The organism is Chryseobacterium angstadtii, from assembly GCF_001045465.1.
Lineage (GTDB): Bacteria > Bacteroidota > Bacteroidia > Flavobacteriales > Weeksellaceae > Chryseobacterium > Chryseobacterium angstadtii.
Window position 1 is genome coordinate 472,092 of record NZ_LFND01000002.1, and the last position, 20,587, is coordinate 492,678.

19 protein-coding genes and 1 tRNA gene are annotated in these 20,587 nt (G+C 36.9%); 11 read left to right on the plus strand and 9 right to left on the minus strand.

The window, feature by feature from the left end:
• Positions 1–76 precede the first annotated feature (76 nt).
• Both aceA and aceB read right to left on the minus strand, forming a co-directional pair.
• A complete protein-coding gene (gene aceA, locus ACM46_RS07485) occupies positions 77–1,357 on the minus strand; it encodes an isocitrate lyase (protein WP_048506161.1) in 1,281 nt (426 codons plus the stop codon).
• Positions 1,358–1,468: 111 nt separating this feature from the next.
• Positions 1,469–3,046 carry a malate synthase A gene (gene aceB, locus ACM46_RS07490; RefSeq protein ID WP_048506008.1) on the minus strand — a complete coding sequence of 526 codons (1,578 nt, stop codon included), beginning with the start codon at positions 3,044–3,046 and terminating at the stop codon, positions 1,469–1,471.
• A 125-nt stretch (positions 3,047–3,171) separates the two neighbouring features.
• Between aceB and ACM46_RS07495 the strand changes: the two genes are divergently transcribed.
• The 3 genes from ACM46_RS07495 (at position 3,172) to ACM46_RS07505 (ending at position 6,254) form a co-directional block, all read left to right on the plus strand.
• Positions 3,172–4,656, plus strand: coding sequence for a helix-turn-helix domain-containing protein (locus tag ACM46_RS07495; protein WP_083997358.1), 1,485 nt, complete (start codon positions 3,172–3,174; stop codon positions 4,654–4,656).
• Positions 4,657–4,766: 110 nt separating this feature from the next.
• The gene (locus tag ACM46_RS07500) at positions 4,767–5,420 is read left to right on the plus strand and encodes a ComF family protein (protein ID WP_048506010.1); all 654 of its coding nucleotides are present in this window, start codon (positions 4,767–4,769) and stop codon (positions 5,418–5,420) included.
• Positions 5,421–5,564: 144 nt separating this feature from the next.
• The gene (locus tag ACM46_RS07505; protein WP_048506011.1) at positions 5,565–6,254 is read left to right on the plus strand and encodes an alpha/beta fold hydrolase; all 690 of its coding nucleotides are present in this window, start codon (positions 5,565–5,567) and stop codon (positions 6,252–6,254) included.
• A 3-nt stretch (positions 6,255–6,257) separates the two neighbouring features.
• On the opposite strand, the gene upp is transcribed toward ACM46_RS07505, so the two are convergent.
• The 3 genes from upp to der all read right to left on the minus strand — a co-directional run bounded on the left by upp (position 6,258) and on the right by der (position 8,681).
• Positions 6,258–6,908, minus strand: coding sequence for a uracil phosphoribosyltransferase (gene upp / locus ACM46_RS07510; protein ID WP_048506012.1), 651 nt, complete (start codon positions 6,906–6,908; stop codon positions 6,258–6,260).
• A 157-nt stretch (positions 6,909–7,065) separates the two neighbouring features.
• A complete protein-coding gene (locus ACM46_RS07515; RefSeq protein WP_338151988.1) occupies positions 7,066–7,320 on the minus strand; it encodes a four helix bundle protein in 255 nt (84 codons plus the stop codon).
• A 50-nt stretch (positions 7,321–7,370) separates the two neighbouring features.
• Positions 7,371–8,681, minus strand: a complete 1,311-nt coding sequence (gene der / locus ACM46_RS07520; protein ID WP_048506013.1) for a ribosome biogenesis GTPase Der — start codon at positions 8,679–8,681, stop codon at positions 7,371–7,373.
• A gap of 256 nt (positions 8,682–8,937) precedes the next feature.
• On the opposite strand from der, the gene ACM46_RS07525 reads away from it, so the two are divergent.
• Positions 8,938–9,008: transfer RNA gene (locus ACM46_RS07525), tRNA-Gln, on the plus strand.
• Positions 9,009–9,561: 553 nt separating this feature from the next.
• Here the strand turns inward: ACM46_RS07525 and ACM46_RS07530 are convergent.
• Both ACM46_RS07530 and ACM46_RS07535 read right to left on the minus strand, forming a co-directional pair.
• Complete coding sequence (locus ACM46_RS07530; protein ID WP_131707559.1) at positions 9,562–10,134, minus strand: helix-turn-helix transcriptional regulator; 573 nt, start codon at positions 10,132–10,134, stop codon at positions 9,562–9,564.
• A gap of 37 nt (positions 10,135–10,171) precedes the next feature.
• Positions 10,172–11,311 (minus strand): tetratricopeptide repeat protein, encoded by a 1,140-nt coding sequence (locus ACM46_RS07535; protein WP_048506015.1) that lies wholly within the window; start codon positions 11,309–11,311, stop codon positions 10,172–10,174.
• A gap of 748 nt (positions 11,312–12,059) precedes the next feature.
• Here ACM46_RS07535 and ACM46_RS07540 point away from each other — a divergent pair.
• From ACM46_RS07540 to ACM46_RS07550, 3 genes are read left to right on the plus strand one after another with little or no spacing between them, the layout of a single operon-like run.
• Positions 12,060–12,485, plus strand: coding sequence for a transposase (locus ACM46_RS07540; protein ID WP_048506016.1), 426 nt, complete (start codon positions 12,060–12,062; stop codon positions 12,483–12,485).
• Between the two features lie 12 nt (positions 12,486–12,497).
• Positions 12,498–12,743, plus strand: coding sequence for a hypothetical protein (locus ACM46_RS07545; RefSeq protein WP_048506017.1), 246 nt, complete (start codon positions 12,498–12,500; stop codon positions 12,741–12,743).
• On the plus strand, positions 12,715–13,047 hold the full coding sequence (locus ACM46_RS07550) for a hypothetical protein (protein ID WP_048506018.1): 333 nt from the start codon (positions 12,715–12,717) through the stop codon (positions 13,045–13,047). The genes ACM46_RS07545 and ACM46_RS07550 overlap by 29 nt, the downstream gene beginning before the upstream one ends.
• Positions 13,048–13,303: 256 nt before the next feature.
• On the opposite strand, the gene katG is transcribed toward ACM46_RS07550, so the two are convergent.
• Positions 13,304–15,583, minus strand: coding sequence for a catalase/peroxidase HPI (gene katG / locus ACM46_RS07555; protein WP_048506019.1), 2,280 nt, complete (start codon positions 15,581–15,583; stop codon positions 13,304–13,306).
• A 327-nt stretch (positions 15,584–15,910) separates the two neighbouring features.
• On the opposite strand from katG, the gene ACM46_RS07560 reads away from it, so the two are divergent.
• Positions 15,911–16,372, plus strand: a complete 462-nt coding sequence (locus ACM46_RS07560; RefSeq protein ID WP_048506020.1) for a heme-binding domain-containing protein — start codon at positions 15,911–15,913, stop codon at positions 16,370–16,372.
• Positions 16,373–16,383: 11 nt separating this feature from the next.
• Positions 16,384–16,797: a thiol-disulfide oxidoreductase DCC family protein gene (locus ACM46_RS07565; protein ID WP_048506021.1), complete on the plus strand. Its 414-nt coding sequence runs from the start codon at positions 16,384–16,386 to the stop codon at positions 16,795–16,797.
• Positions 16,798–16,909: 112 nt separating this feature from the next.
• On the opposite strand, the gene ACM46_RS07570 is transcribed toward ACM46_RS07565, so the two are convergent.
• Entirely contained in the window at positions 16,910–18,349 is a 1,440-nt protein-coding gene (locus ACM46_RS07570) for an alpha-amylase (protein WP_048506022.1), read from the minus strand.
• A 188-nt stretch (positions 18,350–18,537) separates the two neighbouring features.
• On the opposite strand from ACM46_RS07570, the gene ACM46_RS07575 reads away from it, so the two are divergent.
• Together ACM46_RS07575 and murA are read left to right on the plus strand one after the other, a co-directional pair.
• Positions 18,538–19,209 (plus strand): DUF4290 domain-containing protein, encoded by a 672-nt coding sequence (locus ACM46_RS07575; RefSeq protein ID WP_048506023.1) that lies wholly within the window; start codon positions 18,538–18,540, stop codon positions 19,207–19,209.
• Entirely contained in the window at positions 19,209–20,516 is a 1,308-nt protein-coding gene (gene murA, locus ACM46_RS07580; protein WP_048506024.1) for a UDP-N-acetylglucosamine 1-carboxyvinyltransferase, read from the plus strand. Before ACM46_RS07575 ends, murA begins: the two co-directional genes overlap by 1 nt.
• Positions 20,517–20,587 lie beyond the last annotated feature (71 nt).

Genomic DNA, 20,587 nt, shown 5'->3' on the forward strand with positions numbered 1-20,587 from the left:
ATTTTCTTAATACTTCTAAATCAAAAAAACCTTCTCAAAGCAGAGAAGGTTATATGGAAAAAATAGGAAAAAATGATTAATGAAATTGTGCCGTTTCTGTAGAATCTTTCATAGCCACTGTTGCAGAAGAACCATTAGTTACCACATTCTGAATTTCATCAAAATATCCTGTTCCTACAAAAGACTGATGTTTTACGGCTCTGAATCCTTTTTGCTGTAAAGCAAATTCACGTTCCTGAAGTTCAGAATATCCGGCCATTCCTCTTTCTTTATAAGCCAATGCGAGTTCAAACATAGCGGTATTCAGCGCATGGAAGCCTGCCAGTGTGATAAACTGGAATTTATATCCCATTTTCGCAAGCTCTTCACGGAAATTAGCCATCTCTTCCACACTTAATCTCGCCGCCCAGTTGAAAGATGGCGAACAGTTATAAGCCAGCATTTTTCCGGGAAACTGTGCATGTATTCCTTCTGCAAACTGTCTGGCCTGTTCCAGATCAGGATTAGAAGTTTCCATCCAGATAAGATCTGCATAAGGAGCATAAGATAAGCCACGGTCTATCCCCTGTTCTACTCCGTTTTTCACCACATAAAAACCTTCGGAAGTTCTTTCGCCTGTAACAAATTTCTTATCTCTGTCATCGATATCTGAAGTTAAAAGATCCGCTGCATCTGCATCTGTCCTTGCGATAATAATGCTCGGTACACCCAATACATCTGAAGCCAGACGGGCTGCAACCAGTTTATTGATCGCTTCCTGAGTGGGAACTAAAACCTTGCCTCCCAGATGCCCACATTTTTTTGCTGATGAAAGCTGATCTTCAAAATGAACGGCCGCTGCTCCCGCTTCAATCATCTGTTTCATCAGTTCGAAAGCATTCAGGTTTCCTCCAAATCCCGCTTCTGCATCTGCAATAATAGGAACCAGATATTCTCTATCTCCGCTTCCGCTTACAGACTGAATCTGATCCGCTCTCAGTAAAGCGTTATTAATTTTTTTCACTACAGACGGCACTGAATTCGCCGGATAAAGTGACTGGTCGGGATACATTTCCCCTGAAAGATTGGCATCAGCAGCTACCTGCCAGCCTGAAAGATAGATGGCTTCCAGTCCGGCGTCTACTTCCTGAACAGCCTGATTTCCGGTTAATGCGCCAAGTCCGGCTACATAATCCTGGTTATTCAGCTTATCCCAGAATTTTTTAGACATTTCTGTCGCAATGGTGTAATCTATCTGATAAGAACCGCGAAGTTTTAATACTTCTTCAGCAGTATAGGTTCTTTTTACTCCTTTCCAGCGGGGATTGTTCAGCCAGTCCTGCTCTATCGCATGGATTTGTTCTTGTCTTGTTTTCATAATATTTGGATTTATTGTTTGTTCGGGTTTCGAGGTGCGGGTTTTGTGATTCGGGATCATAGATCTTAACAGGATCACTTCTCTTTTAAAATTCTTAGGTCCAAAAAATATTTATTTAATGAATGGGTAGGCTTTCAGAGTCAGGAATTCTTCGAATTTTTCCGAAAAAACCAGTTCATTGAATAGTTCTTTCGCCAGATTGAATTTACCATTGCTGAATCTTTCCCCACCCACATATTTTTCGATATGATCCATTTCTTCAGTTTCCCACTGCAGAATCATCTCCCGGGTCAATGAAAGGCCGTTATCAAGCTTAGCTTCATTTTTCAGCCATTGCCACAGCTGGGTTCTTGAGATTTCTGCGGTAGCCGCATCTTCCATCAGATTGTAAATAGCCGCTGCGCCAATTCCCATCAGCCAGCTTTCTATATATAAGATACCTACATTGATATTTTTTCTCACTCCTTTTTCAGTGATCTCACCTTTCGGAACTTCCAGAAGATCCGCTGCTGTGATATGATACCCCGGTTTTTTATCAATCTGATTTTTATCCGGCATGTATGTGTCAAAAATAACTTTAGCTACGGAAACTAAGGCAGGGTGAGCTACCCAGGTTCCATCGTGACCGTTTTTAACCTCACGTTCTTTATCTTTTCTTACTTTTTCAAAAGCTGCATGATTGGCTTCATCATCATTTTTTACGGGAATCTGTGCAGCCATTCCTCCAATGGCGTGAACGTTTCTTTTATGACAAATTTCTATCACTCTTTTAGAATAAGCACTCATAAACGGAGACGTCATAGTGACCTGATCTCTGTCCGGAACCATAAATTCAGGCAGGTTTCTGAATTTTTTGATGAATGAGAAAATGTAATCCCATCTTCCGCAATTCAGCCCTGCACTGTGCTCTTTCAGCTCAAATAAAATTTCATCAATTTGAAATGAAGCAGTAATGGTTTCAATCAAAACGGTTGCTTTGATTTTTCCGGCAGGTATTCCCAGATAATTCTGAGCAAAGACAAAAACATCATTCCACCAGCGGGCTTCTTTATAATGCTCTAATTTCGGAAGGTAAAAATAGGGACCGCTTCCGTTTTCCAATAGATACTCTGCATTGTTGAAAAAGTAAATTCCAAAATCAGTCAGTGAACCTGAAGCTTCTTCACCATTGATTTCAATATGCTTTTCCGGTAAATGCAAACCTCTCGGACGCACCTGAAGAACAGCTGTTTTCTCATTCAATTGGTAGGATTTTCCATTGTCAGCAGTAAAATCTATGTTACGTCTTATGGCATCCGATAAATTAATTTGTCCCTGAATACAGTTTTCCCAGGTGGGTGCATTACTATCTTCAAAATCTGCCATAAAAGTCAGCGCTCCTGAATTAAGCGCGTTGATAATCATTTTGCGGTCTACTGGCCCTGTGATCTCCACTCTCCTATCCAGCAGATCAGCGGGAAGCGGTGCACAGATCCAGTCTCCGGTTCTGGTCTCATGGGTTTCCGGCAAAAAATCCGGCAGATTTCCTGAGTCAAAAGACTGCTGTGTTTTTTTCCTTTCTTCTAAAAGCTCTAATCTTTCTGTGTTGAAATTCTGATGAAGTGCAATAAGAAAATCGGTAAGCCCGAGAGTAAAAACCCCTTCAAACTGTTTCTGTGTTTTTATTTTCAATTGAGTTTTAGTTTCCATAACTTATTGATTTTGTGATTTGATGTTACAAACATAAATAAAAATTTTCACAAACAGCGAACGTTCGCTAATTATTTTTAAAATTTATTATGCAGATAATCGCAGCTAATTATTTATATTTGAGTATGAATTCAGAAAGTGATTTTATCAAAACAGTTTTCGGACTGAAGCTTAAACAGCTCAGACAAAAGAAAAACTGGTCTCTGCAGGATCTTGCAGTAAAGACCGGATTGTCTAAATCTTACCTCAACGAAATTGAGAATGGAAAAAAATATCCTAAACATGATAAGATTATTCAGCTTTCGGAATCTCTGAACTCTACATTTGACGAACTGGTCTCTACAAAACTGGATAAAAGCTTAGCTCCGTTCAATGATATCCTGCAATCGGATTTTTTTAAAGAAATACCTCTGGATCTTTTCGGCATCAGCAAAAACAACCTTATCAGTATCATCAGTGATGCGCCCAAAAAAGTAACCGCTTTCATCAATGCCCTTATTGAAATCTCCCAAAATTATAATTTGGGAAAAGAGCGTTTTTATTTTGCAGTCCTCCGATCTTTTCAGGAGCTTTATGATAATTACTTCCCTGAAATTGAAGAAAAAGCTGTGGAATTCAGTAAAGAAAACAAGATGAATATCGGGAAGGATTTAAGAGCTTATGTCCTGGAAAATATACTTACGGACAACTTTCACTACACCATAAGATCGGAGAATTTTGAATCTTTTGGAACTCTTGATAATTTGCGTTCTCTTTTTATTCCAGAACAAAAACTGCTGCTTTTGAACCGTAAACTTGAAAAGGATCAGAAAACATTTATTCTGGCCAAAGAAATAGGATTTAATGTTTTGGAATTAAAAAACCGTCCCAATACTTACTCCTGGCTTGATTTCGGAAGTTTTGAAGAGATTCTGAATAATTTTTACGCTTCTTATTTCGCCGGAGCTTTACTCATCTCAAAAGAACAGACGCTTGAAAGAACTTCAGATTTTTTCCTGCAGCATACATGGGAACCCAAAAGTTTTGAAGAGTTAATTGAAAACTTTACAGATTCTCCGGAAACTTTTTATTACAGACTTACCAATTTGCTGTCTTCCGAATTGGGGATTAAAGACTTGTTTTATCTATGTCTGGTTAAGAAAAAGAATTCAGATAAAATTCAGATCTTAAAGGAACTTCACCTCAATCACCAGCAGGCCCCGCACGCCAATGCGATGAATGAACATTACTGCCGAAGATGGATCGCCGTAAAAAACCTCCATCATTTAAAGGAAAATGAAACGCTTACGGACGCCCAGATTTCGCATTATAAAGATCAGGGAGTAAGTTATCTCGTTATCTCTACATCCCAGAAAAATCCGTTTTCAGATGGCAGCAACAGAAGCTACTGTCTCGGAATTCTGCTGAATTCTCAAACCATTAAAAAAATTGGCTTTATAAAATCCCCAACTTTAAAAACCATCAATGTAGGAGTCACGTGTGAATCCTGCAGCATTGCGGACTGTGAAGTAAGACAGGCACCTCCTCTAAGGCTGGAAAAGGAACAATTCAACCTCAGTATGAAAAACGCGATTGAAAAGATGAGGAAGATATCGATAGCTGATGAATGATGAATGATGAATGATGAATGATGAATGATGAATGATGAATGATGAATGATGAATGATGAATATCAAAATTAAAATTTTCATTTATAATTTTCCATAAAAAAACACATTTCATGATATTAGATTTATTTTTCCCAAACCGATGCATTCATTGCAGCCGGATCATTGATGCAGATCTTTTGGTGTGTGGTTCATGCTTTGAACATATTCATTTTACTCATTTTGAGTATGGCGACAAAAACAGCATTTCAGAAAAATGTAAACTTCTGTTTCCTGTTGAAAATACCTACGCTCTGATGAAATTTGAACAAGACGGTCTAAGTCAGAAAATTATCCATGAACTAAAATACAAAAGCAGAGAAGTTGTGGGCAAAACCTTAGCTGACTGGACTACAGAACGTCTTGATTTCAAGAATGAACAACCTGATTTTCTGGTATCGGTTCCTCTTTATCCCAAAAAACTAAAGGAAAGAGGCTATAATCAACTACATTTATTTACGGAAACTTTGTCGAAATTTTACAGTATCCGGTTTGATCATCAATTAATTCAAAGAAATCAGTATTCAAAAGCTCAGGCTTTCAAAGATAAAAAACACCGTTTGGAAACAGTGAATCCTTTTTCTCTTTCAAAACCTGTTTCCGGAAAGCATATCCTTTTAATTGATGATGTTTTCACAACAGGAAATACGGTAGCCTCTATTGCCTGGGAGATTTTAAATGCAGGAGACAACAGGGTGAGTGTTTTGGTGATGGCGGTGGATGTGTAGTGGGTTTCGGGTTACGTGATGCGAGGTTCGGGGTGTGGGGTTTATGGATTTGAGGAATAGCCTAATGAGGCATACTTGGAGACCTATCATTTAAATTCTCAAAACTCAATTCTTTTTCCTAATTTTCGGGGAAACTATTAGATTATGAAAAATCTGCTTTTACTGCATGGAGCATTGGGACACCGGGATATTTTTAAACCTTATGAAAAGGAACTGTCAAAATATTTCAACATCCATACGCTTTTATTTTCCGGACATGGAAACACAGAACTTCCGGAAAACGGTATCAGCATTGAAAAATATACTGACGAAATAAGAAGTTACTTAGAAAAAGAAGATTTAATAGACGTCTGTATTTTTGGCCACAGCATGGGAGGTTATGCCGCACTTTGCTGTGCTTTACGACATCCGGAAAGGATAAATTCCATCATGACTCTGGGAACCAAATTCAACTGGACAGAAGAACAGGCTTTAAAAGAAAGTAAAATGCTTGATCCTGAATCCATTATTTTGAAAGTTCCGAAATATGCAGAACAGCTGGAAAATCAGCATGCCCCTCAATGGAAACAGTTACTGCCCGCCATTGCAGAAATGATGATTGCACTGGGCAAAAATCCTCCTCTGAATGAAAGCAGCCTCTGGGCTATTGCCATTCCGGTACAAATCATGGTCGGAGACAAGGACAATATGGTGAGCATTGTAGAAAGCGTCAATGCTTACCGCAGTATCCCAAATGCAAAATTGGCCATACTCCCGGATACAAAACATCCTATGGAAAAAGTACGGCCTAATTTATTATTGGATCTGATGAAAGATTTCTGGAATCTTTCTTAGTATTTATCGTTGTAATTTTTCACCATAGCTCAGATCTCCGGCATCCCCGAGTCCTGGCGTGATGTATCCTTTGGAAGTAAGATCTTCATCAATGGCTCCTACCCATATTTTTGCATCAGGGTAAGCTTTCTCGATGGTTTCAACGCCTTGTCTGGAAGCTATTGCAGCCACAATATGCAGCTGGGTTGGAGTTCCATTAGTCAGAAGGTCTTTAATCGCTTCAATTAATGACGCACCTGTTGCCAGCATTGGATCAGCTACAATCAAAGGTCTTCCTTCAATATTCGGGCAGGTAAGATAATCCTGTTTAATCGAGAAGTAGTCGTTGGCATCATGCTTTCTGTAAGCAGCAACGAAACCACAATCTGCTCTATCCAGATAGCTCAAAATTCCTTCAAATAAAGGAACTCCGGCTCTCAAAATAGTTGTAATCACCGGCTGAACTGCAATTTCCTGAACTTTAATTTTATCCAAAGGAGTCTGAATCTCCACTTCTTTATATTCCAGTCCTTTACTGATTTCAAAAGCAGCAATTTCACCTATACGTTCCATATTTCTACGGAATCTCATTCGGTCATGCTGGATATCTACATTCCTAAGCTCGTTGATCCAGGAGTTTATTAAAGAAAATTGTTTTGAAAGTTCTGTTACCATAGTCAATTTGATAATATAATGATGTGATGATTTGGTAATATGATGATGTGTTGATTATTGAGTCTATTCATATTTTCTGGCAGTTGAAATGATTTTAGACAATAATTTCTGAATACTTAATAACTGTATTTTTAAAGCCGGGTCAAAATTATAATTTTCAGAATTTTTCACAAAGCAACAGCCAGTACTCCGTTTCTTTCGCTTCTTTATCTGCAATTTTCAGTTTGTGGATAAAATCAGCTCTGCTTTCAGCACTCTGCGCTTCAAAAATATTAGCTCCAATTGATGTTCCTGATTTCATAAGCTGGTTTGCAATGACAAACTTCCTCCTACTCTCAAGTGACTCAGTATATTTAATGATGTCTAATGAAAACCTGATACTTAAATCTAAAATTTCGTTCTTCTTTTCCATATCTTAATTAACATTAGCACATCAGTAAATTATCTCATCAGCAAATCATCTTATTTTTGTCTGAAATACACTTCAATAGGAACTCCGGTGAAACCGAATTCTTTTCTCAGCTGGTTTTCAGTAAATCTTTTGTAGGGTTCTTTTACATACTGAGGCAGGTTGCAGAAAAATACAAACTGCGGAGACGGCGTCGGAAGCTGTACACAGTATTTAATTTTAATGTATTTTCCTTTGTTGGCCGGTGGCGGAGTCTGCTCGAAAATAGGAAGCATCACTTCATTTAATTTTGAAGTTTTGATCTTCTTCTTACGGTCTTCATATACTTCCATAGCCACCTCCACTGCTTTCAGGATTCTCTGTTTCGTTAGAGCTGATATAAAAAGAATTGGAATATCATGAAACTGCCCGATTTTATCTTTAATGGCTTTCTCAAAATCACGCATGGTGTTGGTTTGCTTGTCTTCCACAAGGTCCCATTTATTCACCAGGATCACAATTCCTTTTCTGTTTTTCTGTGCCAGTCCGAAGATATTCATATCCTGAGATTCCCATCCCAGCGTAGCATCTACCATAACGATTACTACATCAGAATATTCGATGGAACGGATGGATCTCATTACAGAATAGAATTCCAAATCTTCATTTACTTTAGATTTTCTTCTCATTCCTGCGGTATCTACCAACACAAACTCATGACCGAATTTATTGTAAAGCGTCTGAATACTGTCTCTTGTAGTTCCTGCAATATCAGTAACAATATTTCTTTCCACATCCAGCAAGGCATTCGTCAAAGTAGATTTCCCTACATTTGGACGTCCTGCAATGGTAATTTTAGGCAGACCCTCAAACGGATCTTTATATTCTGTTGTTGGAAAATCTTTAACGATATCATCAAGAAGATCCCCGGTTCCTGAACCTGTGGCAGAAGAAAGAGTATAATATTTATCTATTCCTAACTGGTAGAATTCTGTAGCAGGAAGTTCCTCTTTTGAGGAATCCACTTTATTGATGACAATGTAGATCGGCTTATTTGATCTTCTCAGAAGACGGTAAATCTCGTAATCGGTATCGGTAAGACCTTCTTCCACATTCATCATAAAAATAATGGATGTAGCTTCATCTACGGCCAGCTGAACCTGTTTGCGGATCTCTTCTTCAAAAATATCATCCGTTCCTACATCATATCCGCCGGTATCAATAACTGTAAAATCAACACCGTTCCAGTCAGATTTTCCATAATGACGGTCTCTTGTAACACCAGCCGTAGAATCTACGATGGCTTCTCTTCTTTCCAGTAAACGGTTAAAAAGTGTGGATTTTCCTACGTTGGGACGCCCAACGATTGCGACAATATTTGACATAAAAATGTTTAATAAATGAAATTATTAATGGGTATCTCCAACTTTTGGAGCCCAATTTTTTGCAAAGATAAGGTTTTATTATTTAGATATTTAAAAAGTACTCGTTTTAAATAATTTCTGAATCAACAAAAGCCCAACCTATCAAATTAACAATCAAACCATTACAAATAAACGCGGTATTTCTTAATATTGATCTCGAAAAAATATTTTTTCTATTGAATAATTTTTATAATTTTGCACCACCAAAAAATAAGGCAGACCTATAGTGTAACGGTAGCACTCCGGTTTTTGGTACCGTCAGTCGGGGTTCGAATCCCTGTGGGTCTACATAAAAAATAACCGCTTGAATTCAAGCGGTTATTTATTTTTCATCAAATGTGTTTTTAACTCTCCAGAATTTTTTTAAGCTTCCCAACCTGTCATAAAAAATTCTATTGATTTCTAAAAAATATTATCCAGCGCCAAATAAATAATTATCGAAATAAGCGCTACATAAAAAATAAATTCAAATTTTTTCAGCTTTTTTACTAATCTGCAATTTTTGTTAATTTTCTCCAATTCATCTTCCGTGTAATTTTCCATTTGTGTTGTGTTTTATTTTTCGAAATAATTAAGACAAAACTATATTATGCAGCCATAAAAAACATCATCCGAAGCGCTACTTATTGTTAACTACAAATGAATAACACGTTAAAAAATAGTTAACAATAAATTCATAACAACCAACAAACCAGTTTATTATAATTTAAATTCAATATTTTAAATTAAACACGCTTTCATTGCAAAACGATTCAAAAAATAGAAAAGATTTTACAGATTATAGACAAAAACAACTAACAGGAAGTTTAGAAATTAAGAATTTTAATCATTGACATCTGATTTAAATATTTTTTAAATACGTATTCAAATCTGATTCTTTCCCTATATCCATCTTGGTTTTTATTTTCGTTTTATACACCCTTGCACTACCCTCCGTAATATTTTCCAACAACGAAATTTCTTTGGACGACAACTCAAGCTTATAATAAACACAAAACTTCAGCTCATTATTGGTTAAAGAAGGAAATCTTTCAGAGAGCTTTTGAATAAACTGTCTATTCTCCAGAGAACTTTCATTAATAAGGTCATAATTCTTCTTATCAATCTGGATCAGATTATTGATTTTAAGAAAAAGATCAGTAATCATCTGTTCTGCATCAATATTCTTAGATTTTTTCATCTTCCTGATATTTTCCAGAAAGGTTTTTTCGGTTTCTATTTTCAGATTAAGATTAAGATGCAGATTGGTAATCTTTTCTTCCTGACGCTTTAAATCCTGTTCCAGAATCTTCTTATTTTTTGTCAGGATAATCTTCTCTTTCTCTACAATCTCCTTCTCTTTTTTACTGATATTCTTTATAATACAAATGATAATTCCAAAAATGAAAACTACGACACACACCGCGATAAGCATTAATGTGTTTTTTAATTTCTGGCTGGCTATTTTTTCTTTATGCTTCTTGATCAACGCTTTTGATAATAAAGCTATTTAAGGTATCAGAAATGTACATCAGCTTATCATTTGTTTTCTCATTACTCTGGTCTCGTAATAATTTCAATTTTTTACATAACCCCTTCACCCCTGTATTATTATTCATTTTCAATTCATAGGATTGAAGCATCTCATTAATCTGAATTTTATCTTGAATATCAGTTGTTTTACCTTCCAGAAACAGTCCATAATTAATCATTTCTTTCATTTTATCATTCTCATTAGTTTCGTTATAAAGATCAAACTGCCTTTCCATATTCATCACAGCCAAATGATAAAACTCTACTTTCCCTTTATAATAATTCATTTCCTCCTTCATAAGCAACTCTGCCTCAGCATATTTCTTACTCTGATAATAATAAAACCCTAGATTTCCTTTTACACTTACAAAGAAGTCTTCCTCTTCCGCAGTCATATCTTTTATCTGCTCTAGTATCACAATTGCTTTTTTCGTTTCTTCAGTTGCAAGATTAAGGTTTCCCATTTTTTCATATGAAAGACCAAAGTTATTATGCATGGAAGCAATATAAAGAAGGTTTTTACGGTCTTTAGGGAGATTTTGCAAGCATTTATTAAAGTAAAAAAGGGCTTGTTTATATTGTTTTTCATTGTAATAAATCCTTCCCTTCAGGTGATAAAGGTGAGGCAGAAAATATTTCTGACCATCTTTATCATCTAATTTAATAGCTTCATTAAGAAACTGCATCGACAGTTTGGGAGATCTGTGTTCGAACTGATGAGCCAAATTGAAATTACAGGCAATGCTGATATAATCATATTCATTATTATTCAAAATCAGTAATTCATAAACAACTGGGATTGTTTTGATTAAAAGTTCATCATCTTTACTGTCAGCATCATTAAAAAGTTCTACATACTTACTGCTTATCAGAAATTTACGATCATTAGTTTCTCTGTTCTTTTCTAATTCTCTGTTCTTTAAAGCAATAATTTTTTCAGGCCGATGCCTTACTGCAGCAGCCTCATGACCAATTTTATCAAAGTAGTGATTGGCCTCATCTTTAGTCGAACTGCTACAAGAAATAATATTTAATATTAAGAGTAAAACAGCTAAAATTTTAATAACATCTTTTTTCATCAATTCATTTTTTTCATATTATTTCCAATCAAACAACAATAATATTCATATAAATATTTTTTTTTCGCATCATAATTAAATAATATTAACTAATATATAATTGCTCTTTCAAAAATAGCGCCGAATTACCATTCTCTTATGCGTGACATTTTATTTATAAAAAATTAACACTAAAAAACATTATAAGTATTTAATAATCAAATATTTAATACATTCAATTTTAACATTTTTTTTCACAAAAACATATATCACTAACAATCAGTTAACACCAACATTACACATTTTATGCTTCAGAAAACTAATTTTGCCAAAGAATCTAGTTCAAAAACACAAATTTTCAGATTCAATCAAAACCCATATAAAAAAACCTTTTTAACGTATGAAAATTTATTTTACCAATGCAGATCACTGTATCAACATCTATTTCAGATGACAAGCGCTCAGGTGGGAATAAGGACATTTCAATTAACCTTGTTCTGAAAGTATTTTCCTGAAATAAAAATACAGATACCCGATGATGAGAATGTTTTAAGACAGTGTACAGGACATTATTAACCAAGTTATTTTGACATATCCAAACACATCTCATCATTCCAGATTCACAAATGACATAGTCATTTAAAACATATTATTTATTTACTATCAATATTCACCTTTAGCTAAGCACACCTATTTCCCTGTTTAGTTCTACTCTTACGCTTAGTTAAAGGTTTTTAAACCGCAAAACAATAAAAACCTATAATCTATTTTGGTACATAATTTTAAGGAAATAAAAATAGGATCACTGATCAAACAAAAGGTTACGGAACTGGGTATTGAAATGACCCGAATCTGCAATTTCTTCACATGTACTGAAGAGGAAATAAAAAAAATGTATGAATCTGAAAACATTCAGACTGAAGCTCTTCTTCGTTGGAGTAAGCTTCTGGAATATGATTTTTTCAGAATTTACTCACATCATTTGATCTTATATGCTCCCCCGAGCTCTCATATCAAGGAGAAAAAAAAATCTCATCTCCCTGAGTTTAGAAAAAATGTTTATACCATTGAGATTATCAATTTTATCCTTGAATTACTGGAACAGGATAAAAAAACACGGGCCCAGATTATTGAAGAGTACAGAATCCCTAAGACAACCTTATATAAATGGATTAAAAAATATAAAAACAAATAGTCTCTACAATGAATGATTAATACACAAATGATGAAAAAGAACAACCCACACTCAGAGTTGATAGGACTAACCAAAAAAGAACTGATTCTAAGATTCGGAGATGAATTTAATTTTTACCCGGATGATCTCTGGATCTACCTTATCAACAAAAACTTTCTGGGAAAAAAAACTTTTCTTGTTGTCCTGTTTAAGGACAATATGGTAATTAATGTTAATATCACAAAAACATATGGAAAATTTAAAAAAACCGGATTATAAAAGAATATACACTGATCTTCTGAGCCTGAAATTTCCTGAGAAGCAAAATTCCTGCGAACATATTCTATCTAAAACAGAGCTTATGGTAAAAGATGTACTTCTTCTCAACAAGATTATTTTCCCACAGGATGACAAAAAAGATTTCAGTCTTAATCAGAAGCACCGTTCCTACGATAGAATTTCAATTATGGAAATATTGGATTATCAGAAGTGCCACCAGCTTAATAACAGTCAGCTGGCCAATCATTTCAAAATAAGCAGAAACAGTGTCACTAAATGGAAAAAACATTTTCAAAACAATTAGATACCGGAGAAGATACCAAGTGTATTTTCCCTCTTTTTATAAGTTTATTTTATTCTTGTTTATTTTTTTAGTTTAAAGGTCTGAAAAAGTTTTCTCTAAAAGCAGTGTCGATATGTTGGCTATACACTTTTCAAATTCTGTACATCCCCAGAATCGGCACCTATCTGCTTTTCCCTATCAATGACTTTTAAGCAAAACAGTCCCGGCCAAATGGCCGGGACTGTTATTTATTTTATCGGATATTTTTATAACCTTTTTATTTCAGATCAAATCTGTCTAAGTTCATGATCTTAGTCCAAACCCTTATAAAATCCTTTACAAATTTTTCCTGAGCATCACTGCTTGCATACACCTCAGCAATTGCTCTCAATTCAGAATTGGAGCCAAAAACAAGATCAGCACGGGTAGCCGTCCATTTCTTTTCGCCTGTTGAGCGGTTGCTTCCTTCGTACAATTGATTATCCGGTGAAACCGACTTCCATTGGGTATTCATATCCAAAAGATTAACAAAGAAATCATTAGTAAGCACTCCCGGACGATTCGTAAATACACCATGTGCAGATCCGTCGAAATTAGTGTTTAGCGCACGCATTCCACCTATCAGAACAGTTAGTTCGGGAGCGGTAAGCGTTAAAAGCTGTGCTTTATCAATCAGTAAAGATTCCGTAGATACACTGAACTTTCTTTTTTGATAATTTCTAAATCCGTCTGCGGCAGGCTCCATATATCCCATAGATTCTACGTCCGTCTGTTCCTGTGAAGCATCCATTCTTCCGGGTGCAAATGGCACTTTAAGATTATGTCCGGCTGCATTTGCTGCTTTTTCGACCCCTACATTTCCGGCAAGAACAATTATATCCGCTATTGAGATTTGTTTTCCATTGCTTTGAGAATCATTAAAATCTTTTCTGATTCCTTCCAGTCCGTCCAAAACTTTCTGAAGTTGTGTAGGGTTGTTGACAGCCCAGTATTTTTGCGGAGCCAGTCTGATTCTCGCTCCATTGGCACCACCACGCTTATCACTTCCTCTAAATGTAGAAGCAGAAGCCCAGGCCGTAGATACCAGTTCGGAAATACTCAGTCCGGAGTTAGCTATCTTTTCTTTCAATCCGTCAACATCTGCATCATTCACCAGCTCATGATTCACTTCAGGAATAGGATCCTGCCAGATCAGTTCTTCCTGAGGCACATCCGGTCCTAAATATCTTGCTTTAGGCCCCATATCCCTGTGAGTAAGTTTAAACCATGCTCTTGAAAAGGCATCAGCAAAGGCTTCAGGGTTCTCATAAAAATGTCTTGATATTTTCTCGTATACAGGATCCAATCGTAAAGAAAGATCTGTAGTTAACATTGTAGGTCTGTGTTTTTTGGTAGGATCGAATGCATCAGGAATGATTTCAGCACCGTTTTTGGCTACCCACTGATGAGCTCCGGCAGGGCTTTTCGTAAGCTCCCATTCGTTTTCAAACAGGTTCTTAAAGAAATAGTTGCTCCATTCGGTAGGAGTTTCTGTCCAGGTTACTTCCAGACCGCTGGAAATTGCATCAGTACCTTTCCCTGATTTATAATTACTACTCCATCCTAGTCCCTGAAGTTCTATTCCGGCTGCTTCAGGCTCTTTTCCTACGTGATCAGCAGGTCCTGCACCGTGGGTTTTACCGAAAGTATGTCCTCCCGCAATTAAAGCTACCGTTTCTTCATCATTCATTGCCATACGTCCAAAAGTATCGCGGATATCTTTAGCCGCAGCAATAGGATCAGGATTACCATCCGGACCTTCAGGATTTACGTATATAAGTCCCATTTGTACGGCAGCAAGAGGTTTTTCAAGGTCTCTGGAGTGAATATCTCCGTCTGCATTGTCATCTACAGGAAGTACGCCGTGCTTTTCAGCCACTCCTTCTGAACCGTGAGCATAACGTAAATCGCCCCCCAGCCATGTTTTTTCAGAACCCCAGTAAACATCCATATCGGGTTCCCAGACATCTTCACGCCCTCCTGCAAAACCGAATGTTTTAAAGCCCATAGATTCAAGGGCAATATTTCCGGTAAGGATCAAAAGGTCGGCCCAGGAGATTTTATTTCCATATTTCTGTTTGATAGGCCATAATAATCTTCTGGCTTTATCTAAACTTACATTATCCGGCCAACTGTTTAATGGTGCAAAGCGTTGCTGTCCCGCACCTGCTCCACCTCTTCCGTCTCCTACACGATAGGTTCCGGCACTGTGCCACGCCATTCTGATAAAAAGAGGACCATAATGGCCAAAGTCGGCAGGCCACCAATCCTGGGAATCTGTCATCAATGCATGCAGGTCTTTTTTTACCGCTTCAAGGTCCAGACTTTTAAATGCCTCAGCATAATCAAAATCTTTATCCATAGGATCTGAAAGTGATGAATGCTGGCGCAGGATATCTACTCTCAGCTGTTCCGGCCACCAATCCAGATTCTTGGTTCCTCCGCCTGCTACGGCATCTTTTTTCATTGTTCCGTTATGAAACGGGCATTTACTGATGTCATTCAAATCATTTTCCATTGTCGTTTATATTTATGTTGATTAATACAGTTTGTTTTAAATACATGACAAACTTACAAAGCTTATTAAATAAATACAATCTATTAATTTTAATTAAAACAATAGTTAAAAACTATAACTCGTTTGATTTTACAAATTCATCGACAGCATGTGAGTAAAGGACTTAATAATGCAATTAAGTTAGGAAAAAATCGAGAACATCTATATAAAAAGCAAAGACAAAGCGTCATATTTAGAATGATTCAAATGAGCATCATACAATTTGATAATCAGCTCATTCTATTTGATAAAATTTGATTATTTTTATAATTACCTTAGAAAATTGATATGAAAAAAATAGTGGTTATTCTTCTTGTTGCTTTTATCATTATACAGTTTTTCCCCATCGATAAAACCAATCCTCCCCCAACTCCCGGGATGGATTTTCTGAAGATTAAAAATACCCCGGAACCTATTGCCAAGATCATCAAAACCTCATGTTATGACTGCCATTCCAATGAGACCCGATATCCGTGGTATTCCAGTATTTCACCCGCTTCCTGGTTTGTTAAAAATCATATAGATGAAGGCAGAAAGCATCTTAATTTCTCTACCTTTGCTGTATACGAACCGAAGAGACAGGCTCATAAGCTGGAAGAATGTATAGAAATGATTGAAAAAGAGGAAATGCCTCTGGAATCTTATTATGTAGGGCATCAGGCTGCCAAGCTTACTTCCGCGCAGTGCAAAGAATTGGTTCAGTATTTCAAAAAAGAAAAAGAAGATACCGAAAGGAAAATGTCATTTTAAAAACCAACATGATGCAGGAGAACTGGGAAAATAAGCATATTGTATTTTTTGACGGTGAATGCGGCGTCTGCAATTTCTGGGTACAATGGATTCTGGAACGGGATAAGAATGACCGGTTTCTGTTTGCTTCCCTTCAGTCTGATTTCGGACAGAAATTTTTATCCGAAAGAGGCCTGGAAACAAAAGTTTTCAATACCCTGTACCTATGGAGACCGGGACAATATTATTATGTAAAATCCCGCGCGGTGCTACAGATCGCCAATATACTGGGTGGTGTTTACAAACTGTCCGCGGCAGGAAAAATATTCCCTGCCTTTTTAAGTGACCAGGTGTATGATCTTGTTTCAAGAAACAGAATGAAACTGGCCAATCAGAAGTGTTTTCTTCCGGATCGGGAGCAAAAGAAGAAATTTATTGAGGTCTGAATTTTTAATTTAGATAAACGGGCTGAAGCCGGTTCCTATTGAATACCTTATCTATCATAAATAAAAAGCAAGGACGATTGATCCTTGCTTCTTTTTTACATTATTATCAATTTTATTGGTTCAATGACCATATTGAGTAGCTGTTTGGCGGGCACTGGATTTTCACCCATTTATCTCCCTGTGTTGTAGGATACCAGCTTGAACCGCCTGTAAAATCTTTGATCTGCTTACTGCTCCAATTGGTTTCAACCCATCTTTCCTGCCAGTTTGATGAAGTATTGATATAAACAACAAGTCCCGGATTTCCGTTGTAGCCGTTACGTCTTGCAATATATTCATCATTATCTGTGTACAGGATTGAAGTGGTTCCGGTGGCCTTATTGTTATGAATCCAGATCAGATTGTTCAGTCTTTCTTTGTTCAGCCATTCTTCATAATCACGGTAGAAAATGGTTGGGTAACCTTCATGAGTTAAAATATAGGCATAGGCCGGCATTTTGTTGTAGATCACATCCGTATCATGGTTAGCAACAAAAGTTACTGCTTTATAAGGATTTCTTTTCCACATCATATCGTCGTTCAGGGCATTGAGGTTTCCGTTATCAAAAGCTTCATCCATTTTATAATAGGCTGCAAAATCAAACACGGAGCTGTTGGCATTATTAGCCCACCATTCTAAGGTATTCACGTTGGAATCCCAAAGTTCCCCCACGGAAAATCCTCCTACATTGGAATTCCATGAATTCACGACCCAGGGTCCGAAACCTTTTACATAATCAAACCTCCAACCGTCGAATTTCATGACGTTTTTATAATATTTTCCTACAGAATCATCTCTTCCCCATAACCAGTCCTGTACATAAGGATTAGCATGGCAGAGATCCGGAAATCCTCCGAATGCTCCTTCATCATTATTTCCGTAAGAATTTTTATAAAAGTCATTATAACTTCGCTGGAATTTGCCGGAGGCTACTCCTGAAAAATCAGTCCAGGTATTGGTTCCTGTAAAAGGATTAGCCTGAGACTGTCCGCCACTGTTATGATTGATAACAATATCGGCATACACCTGCATATTTTCGGTGTGAGCTTTGGTGATTAAAGCTTCCAGTTCTGTTCTGGATCCAAAACGGGTTTCTATACTTCCATTCTGATTAAAATTTCCGAAATCATAATAATCTGTAGGATCATATCCCATAGAATAAGCTCCGTTCTGAGCTTTTGATGCGGGAGGAAGCCATACAGCCCCAATTCCTGAATCGGACCACGCCGTCAGTTTATCTTTCACCGTATTCCACCATGTACCTCCTTCAGGAACATCCCAATAAAACCCCTGCATAAGAACACTACCTCCGGGACCGGCTACAAATTTCCCGGCTACGGATCCACTTCCGTTTCCGGTACTGAAAGGGCGGCCGTCATGATTGGTAACATTTACCGTTTTGTTGTGAACTTCCTGCTGGCGAGGAGTTTCATTATCGTTTTCATCATTACTGCGGCAGCCGCTAAAAATGACTAAAGCCAGCATTGAAACTAAGAAATGTGTTTTTTTCATACTAAAATATTAATTATTAATTCATTAACTAAATTACAATTTTATTAAAACAAAGTCTAAAAAACGTGAAATATTTTAATTTTCCACAAAAGATCTATGGAAAAGACTGCATAAAATTTTCATTAAAAAATCATAAACTTTTAATATTTTCAAAACAATTTTTCTTTTAATCCATATATTTGCATACTATGGAATACAATACCCAAAAAACTCAGCTTCATATGCCGGAATACGGCAGAATCATACAACAGCTGGTTGAACGCTGCAAAGAGCTCGCTACCAAAGAGGAAAGGAGCGAAATGGCTATGGCCATTATTGATTTTATGGGTCAGAGAAACCCTCAACTTCGGGACGAAGAAAATTATAAACATAAACTTTGGGATCATCTTTATATTTTATCTGAATATGATCTGGATGTAGACTCACCCTATCCTTTTCCAACCAGAGAACAACTGGCAGAAAAGCCTAAAAAAATGGAGTATCCTAAACTTCAGGGAGATTTCAAATTCTACGGAAAAAGTATTCTTCAACTGATTGAAAAAGCAATAGAACTGGAACCGGGCGACGAAAAAGAAGCACTGATTGAGGTAATTGCGAACAATATGAAGAAGTCGTACAATGTATATAATAAGGAACATGTAACAGATGATGTGATTTTCCGTCACCTGAAAGAACTGTCTGAAAACAGGCTGGATCTTACTGGAATAGAATCTCTTGAAAAAAGTAAGATTTACTACACCGGCAATAACAACAACCGCAATAATAACAACAGCGGAAGAAATAACAACAGTAATAATAACAACAAGAATAACCAGACCAACAAAAGAAGGCACAACAACAACCATAAAAACAGAAAATAATGAGTGGAACATTTCAGATAAGAGGAGGAAAAAGACTGCATGGGGAAATCACTCCACAAGGGGCTAAAAATGAAGCTTTACAAATTTTGTGTGCCGTTTTGTTAACTGATGAGGAAGTAAGAATTAAAAATATTCCGGATATTCATGATGTCAACAGGCTGATTGAAATTCTTGGTGATTTCGGCGTGAAAGTAACCAAGAACGGTCAGGGTGATTTTACATTCAAAGCAGATCAGGTTAATTTTGATTATATAAAATCTAACGAATTCAAAAAAGACGGGGCTAAACTGAGAGGTTCCATTATGCTTATGGGTCCTATGCTTGCCCGCTATGGTGAGGCTTATATGCCAACGCCGGGAGGTGACAAGATCGGAAGAAGAAGACTGGACACCCACTTTCAGGGGCTTGTAGAGCTTGGTGCCGAATTCAATTATGATGAAGATGAGTATTTCTATTCATTAAAAGCCAAAGAACTGAGAGGAAAATTCATTCTCCTTGAAGAAGCTTCTGTAACAGGAACCGCAAACATCGTGATGGCTGCTGCCCTTGCCAAAGGAAAAACAAGAATTTATAACGCTGCATGCGAACCTTACCTTCAGCAGCTTTGTAAAATGCTGAACAGAATGGGAGCCAATATTTCAGGAATAGGTTCCAACCTTCTTACAATTGAAGGGGTAGATTATCTACGCGGTACAGAACATACAATGCTTCCGGATATGGTGGAGATCGGATCATGGATTGGTCTTGCTGCCATGACTAAATCTGAGATCACCATCAAAAATGTAAACTGGAACCAGCTGGGTGTTATTCCCAATACTTTCAGAAAATTAGGAATTGAACTGGAGCAGAGCAATGATGATATTTTTATTCCTGCTCAGGAAAACTATAAGATCCAGAAATTTATCGACGGATCTATTCTTACCATTTCAGATGCTCCATGGCCGGGATTCACACCGGATTTATTATCCATTATTCTGGTAGTGGCTACTCAGGCAAAAGGAAGTCTTTTGGTTCATCAGAAAATGTTTGAATCCAGATTATTCTTTGTAGATAAACTGATCGATATGGGTGCGCAAATTATTCTTTGCGATCCGCACAGAGCTACGGTAATAGGAATGAACCAGGAAACTCCGTTAAGAGGAACCACTATGGTTTCCCCGGATATCAGAGCCGGAAACGCTCTTCTTATTGCTGCTCTTTCTGCAGAAGGAAAATCCATCATCCACAATATTGAGCAAATCGACAGAGGTTACGAAAATATTGACGGAAGACTGAAGGCAATTGGTGCTGACATTGAAAGAATCTAGAAACAGAATTTATTTCCATAAAAAAGCGTTCAAATTAAGTTTTGAACGCTTTTGTTTTTTCAGTGTGAACA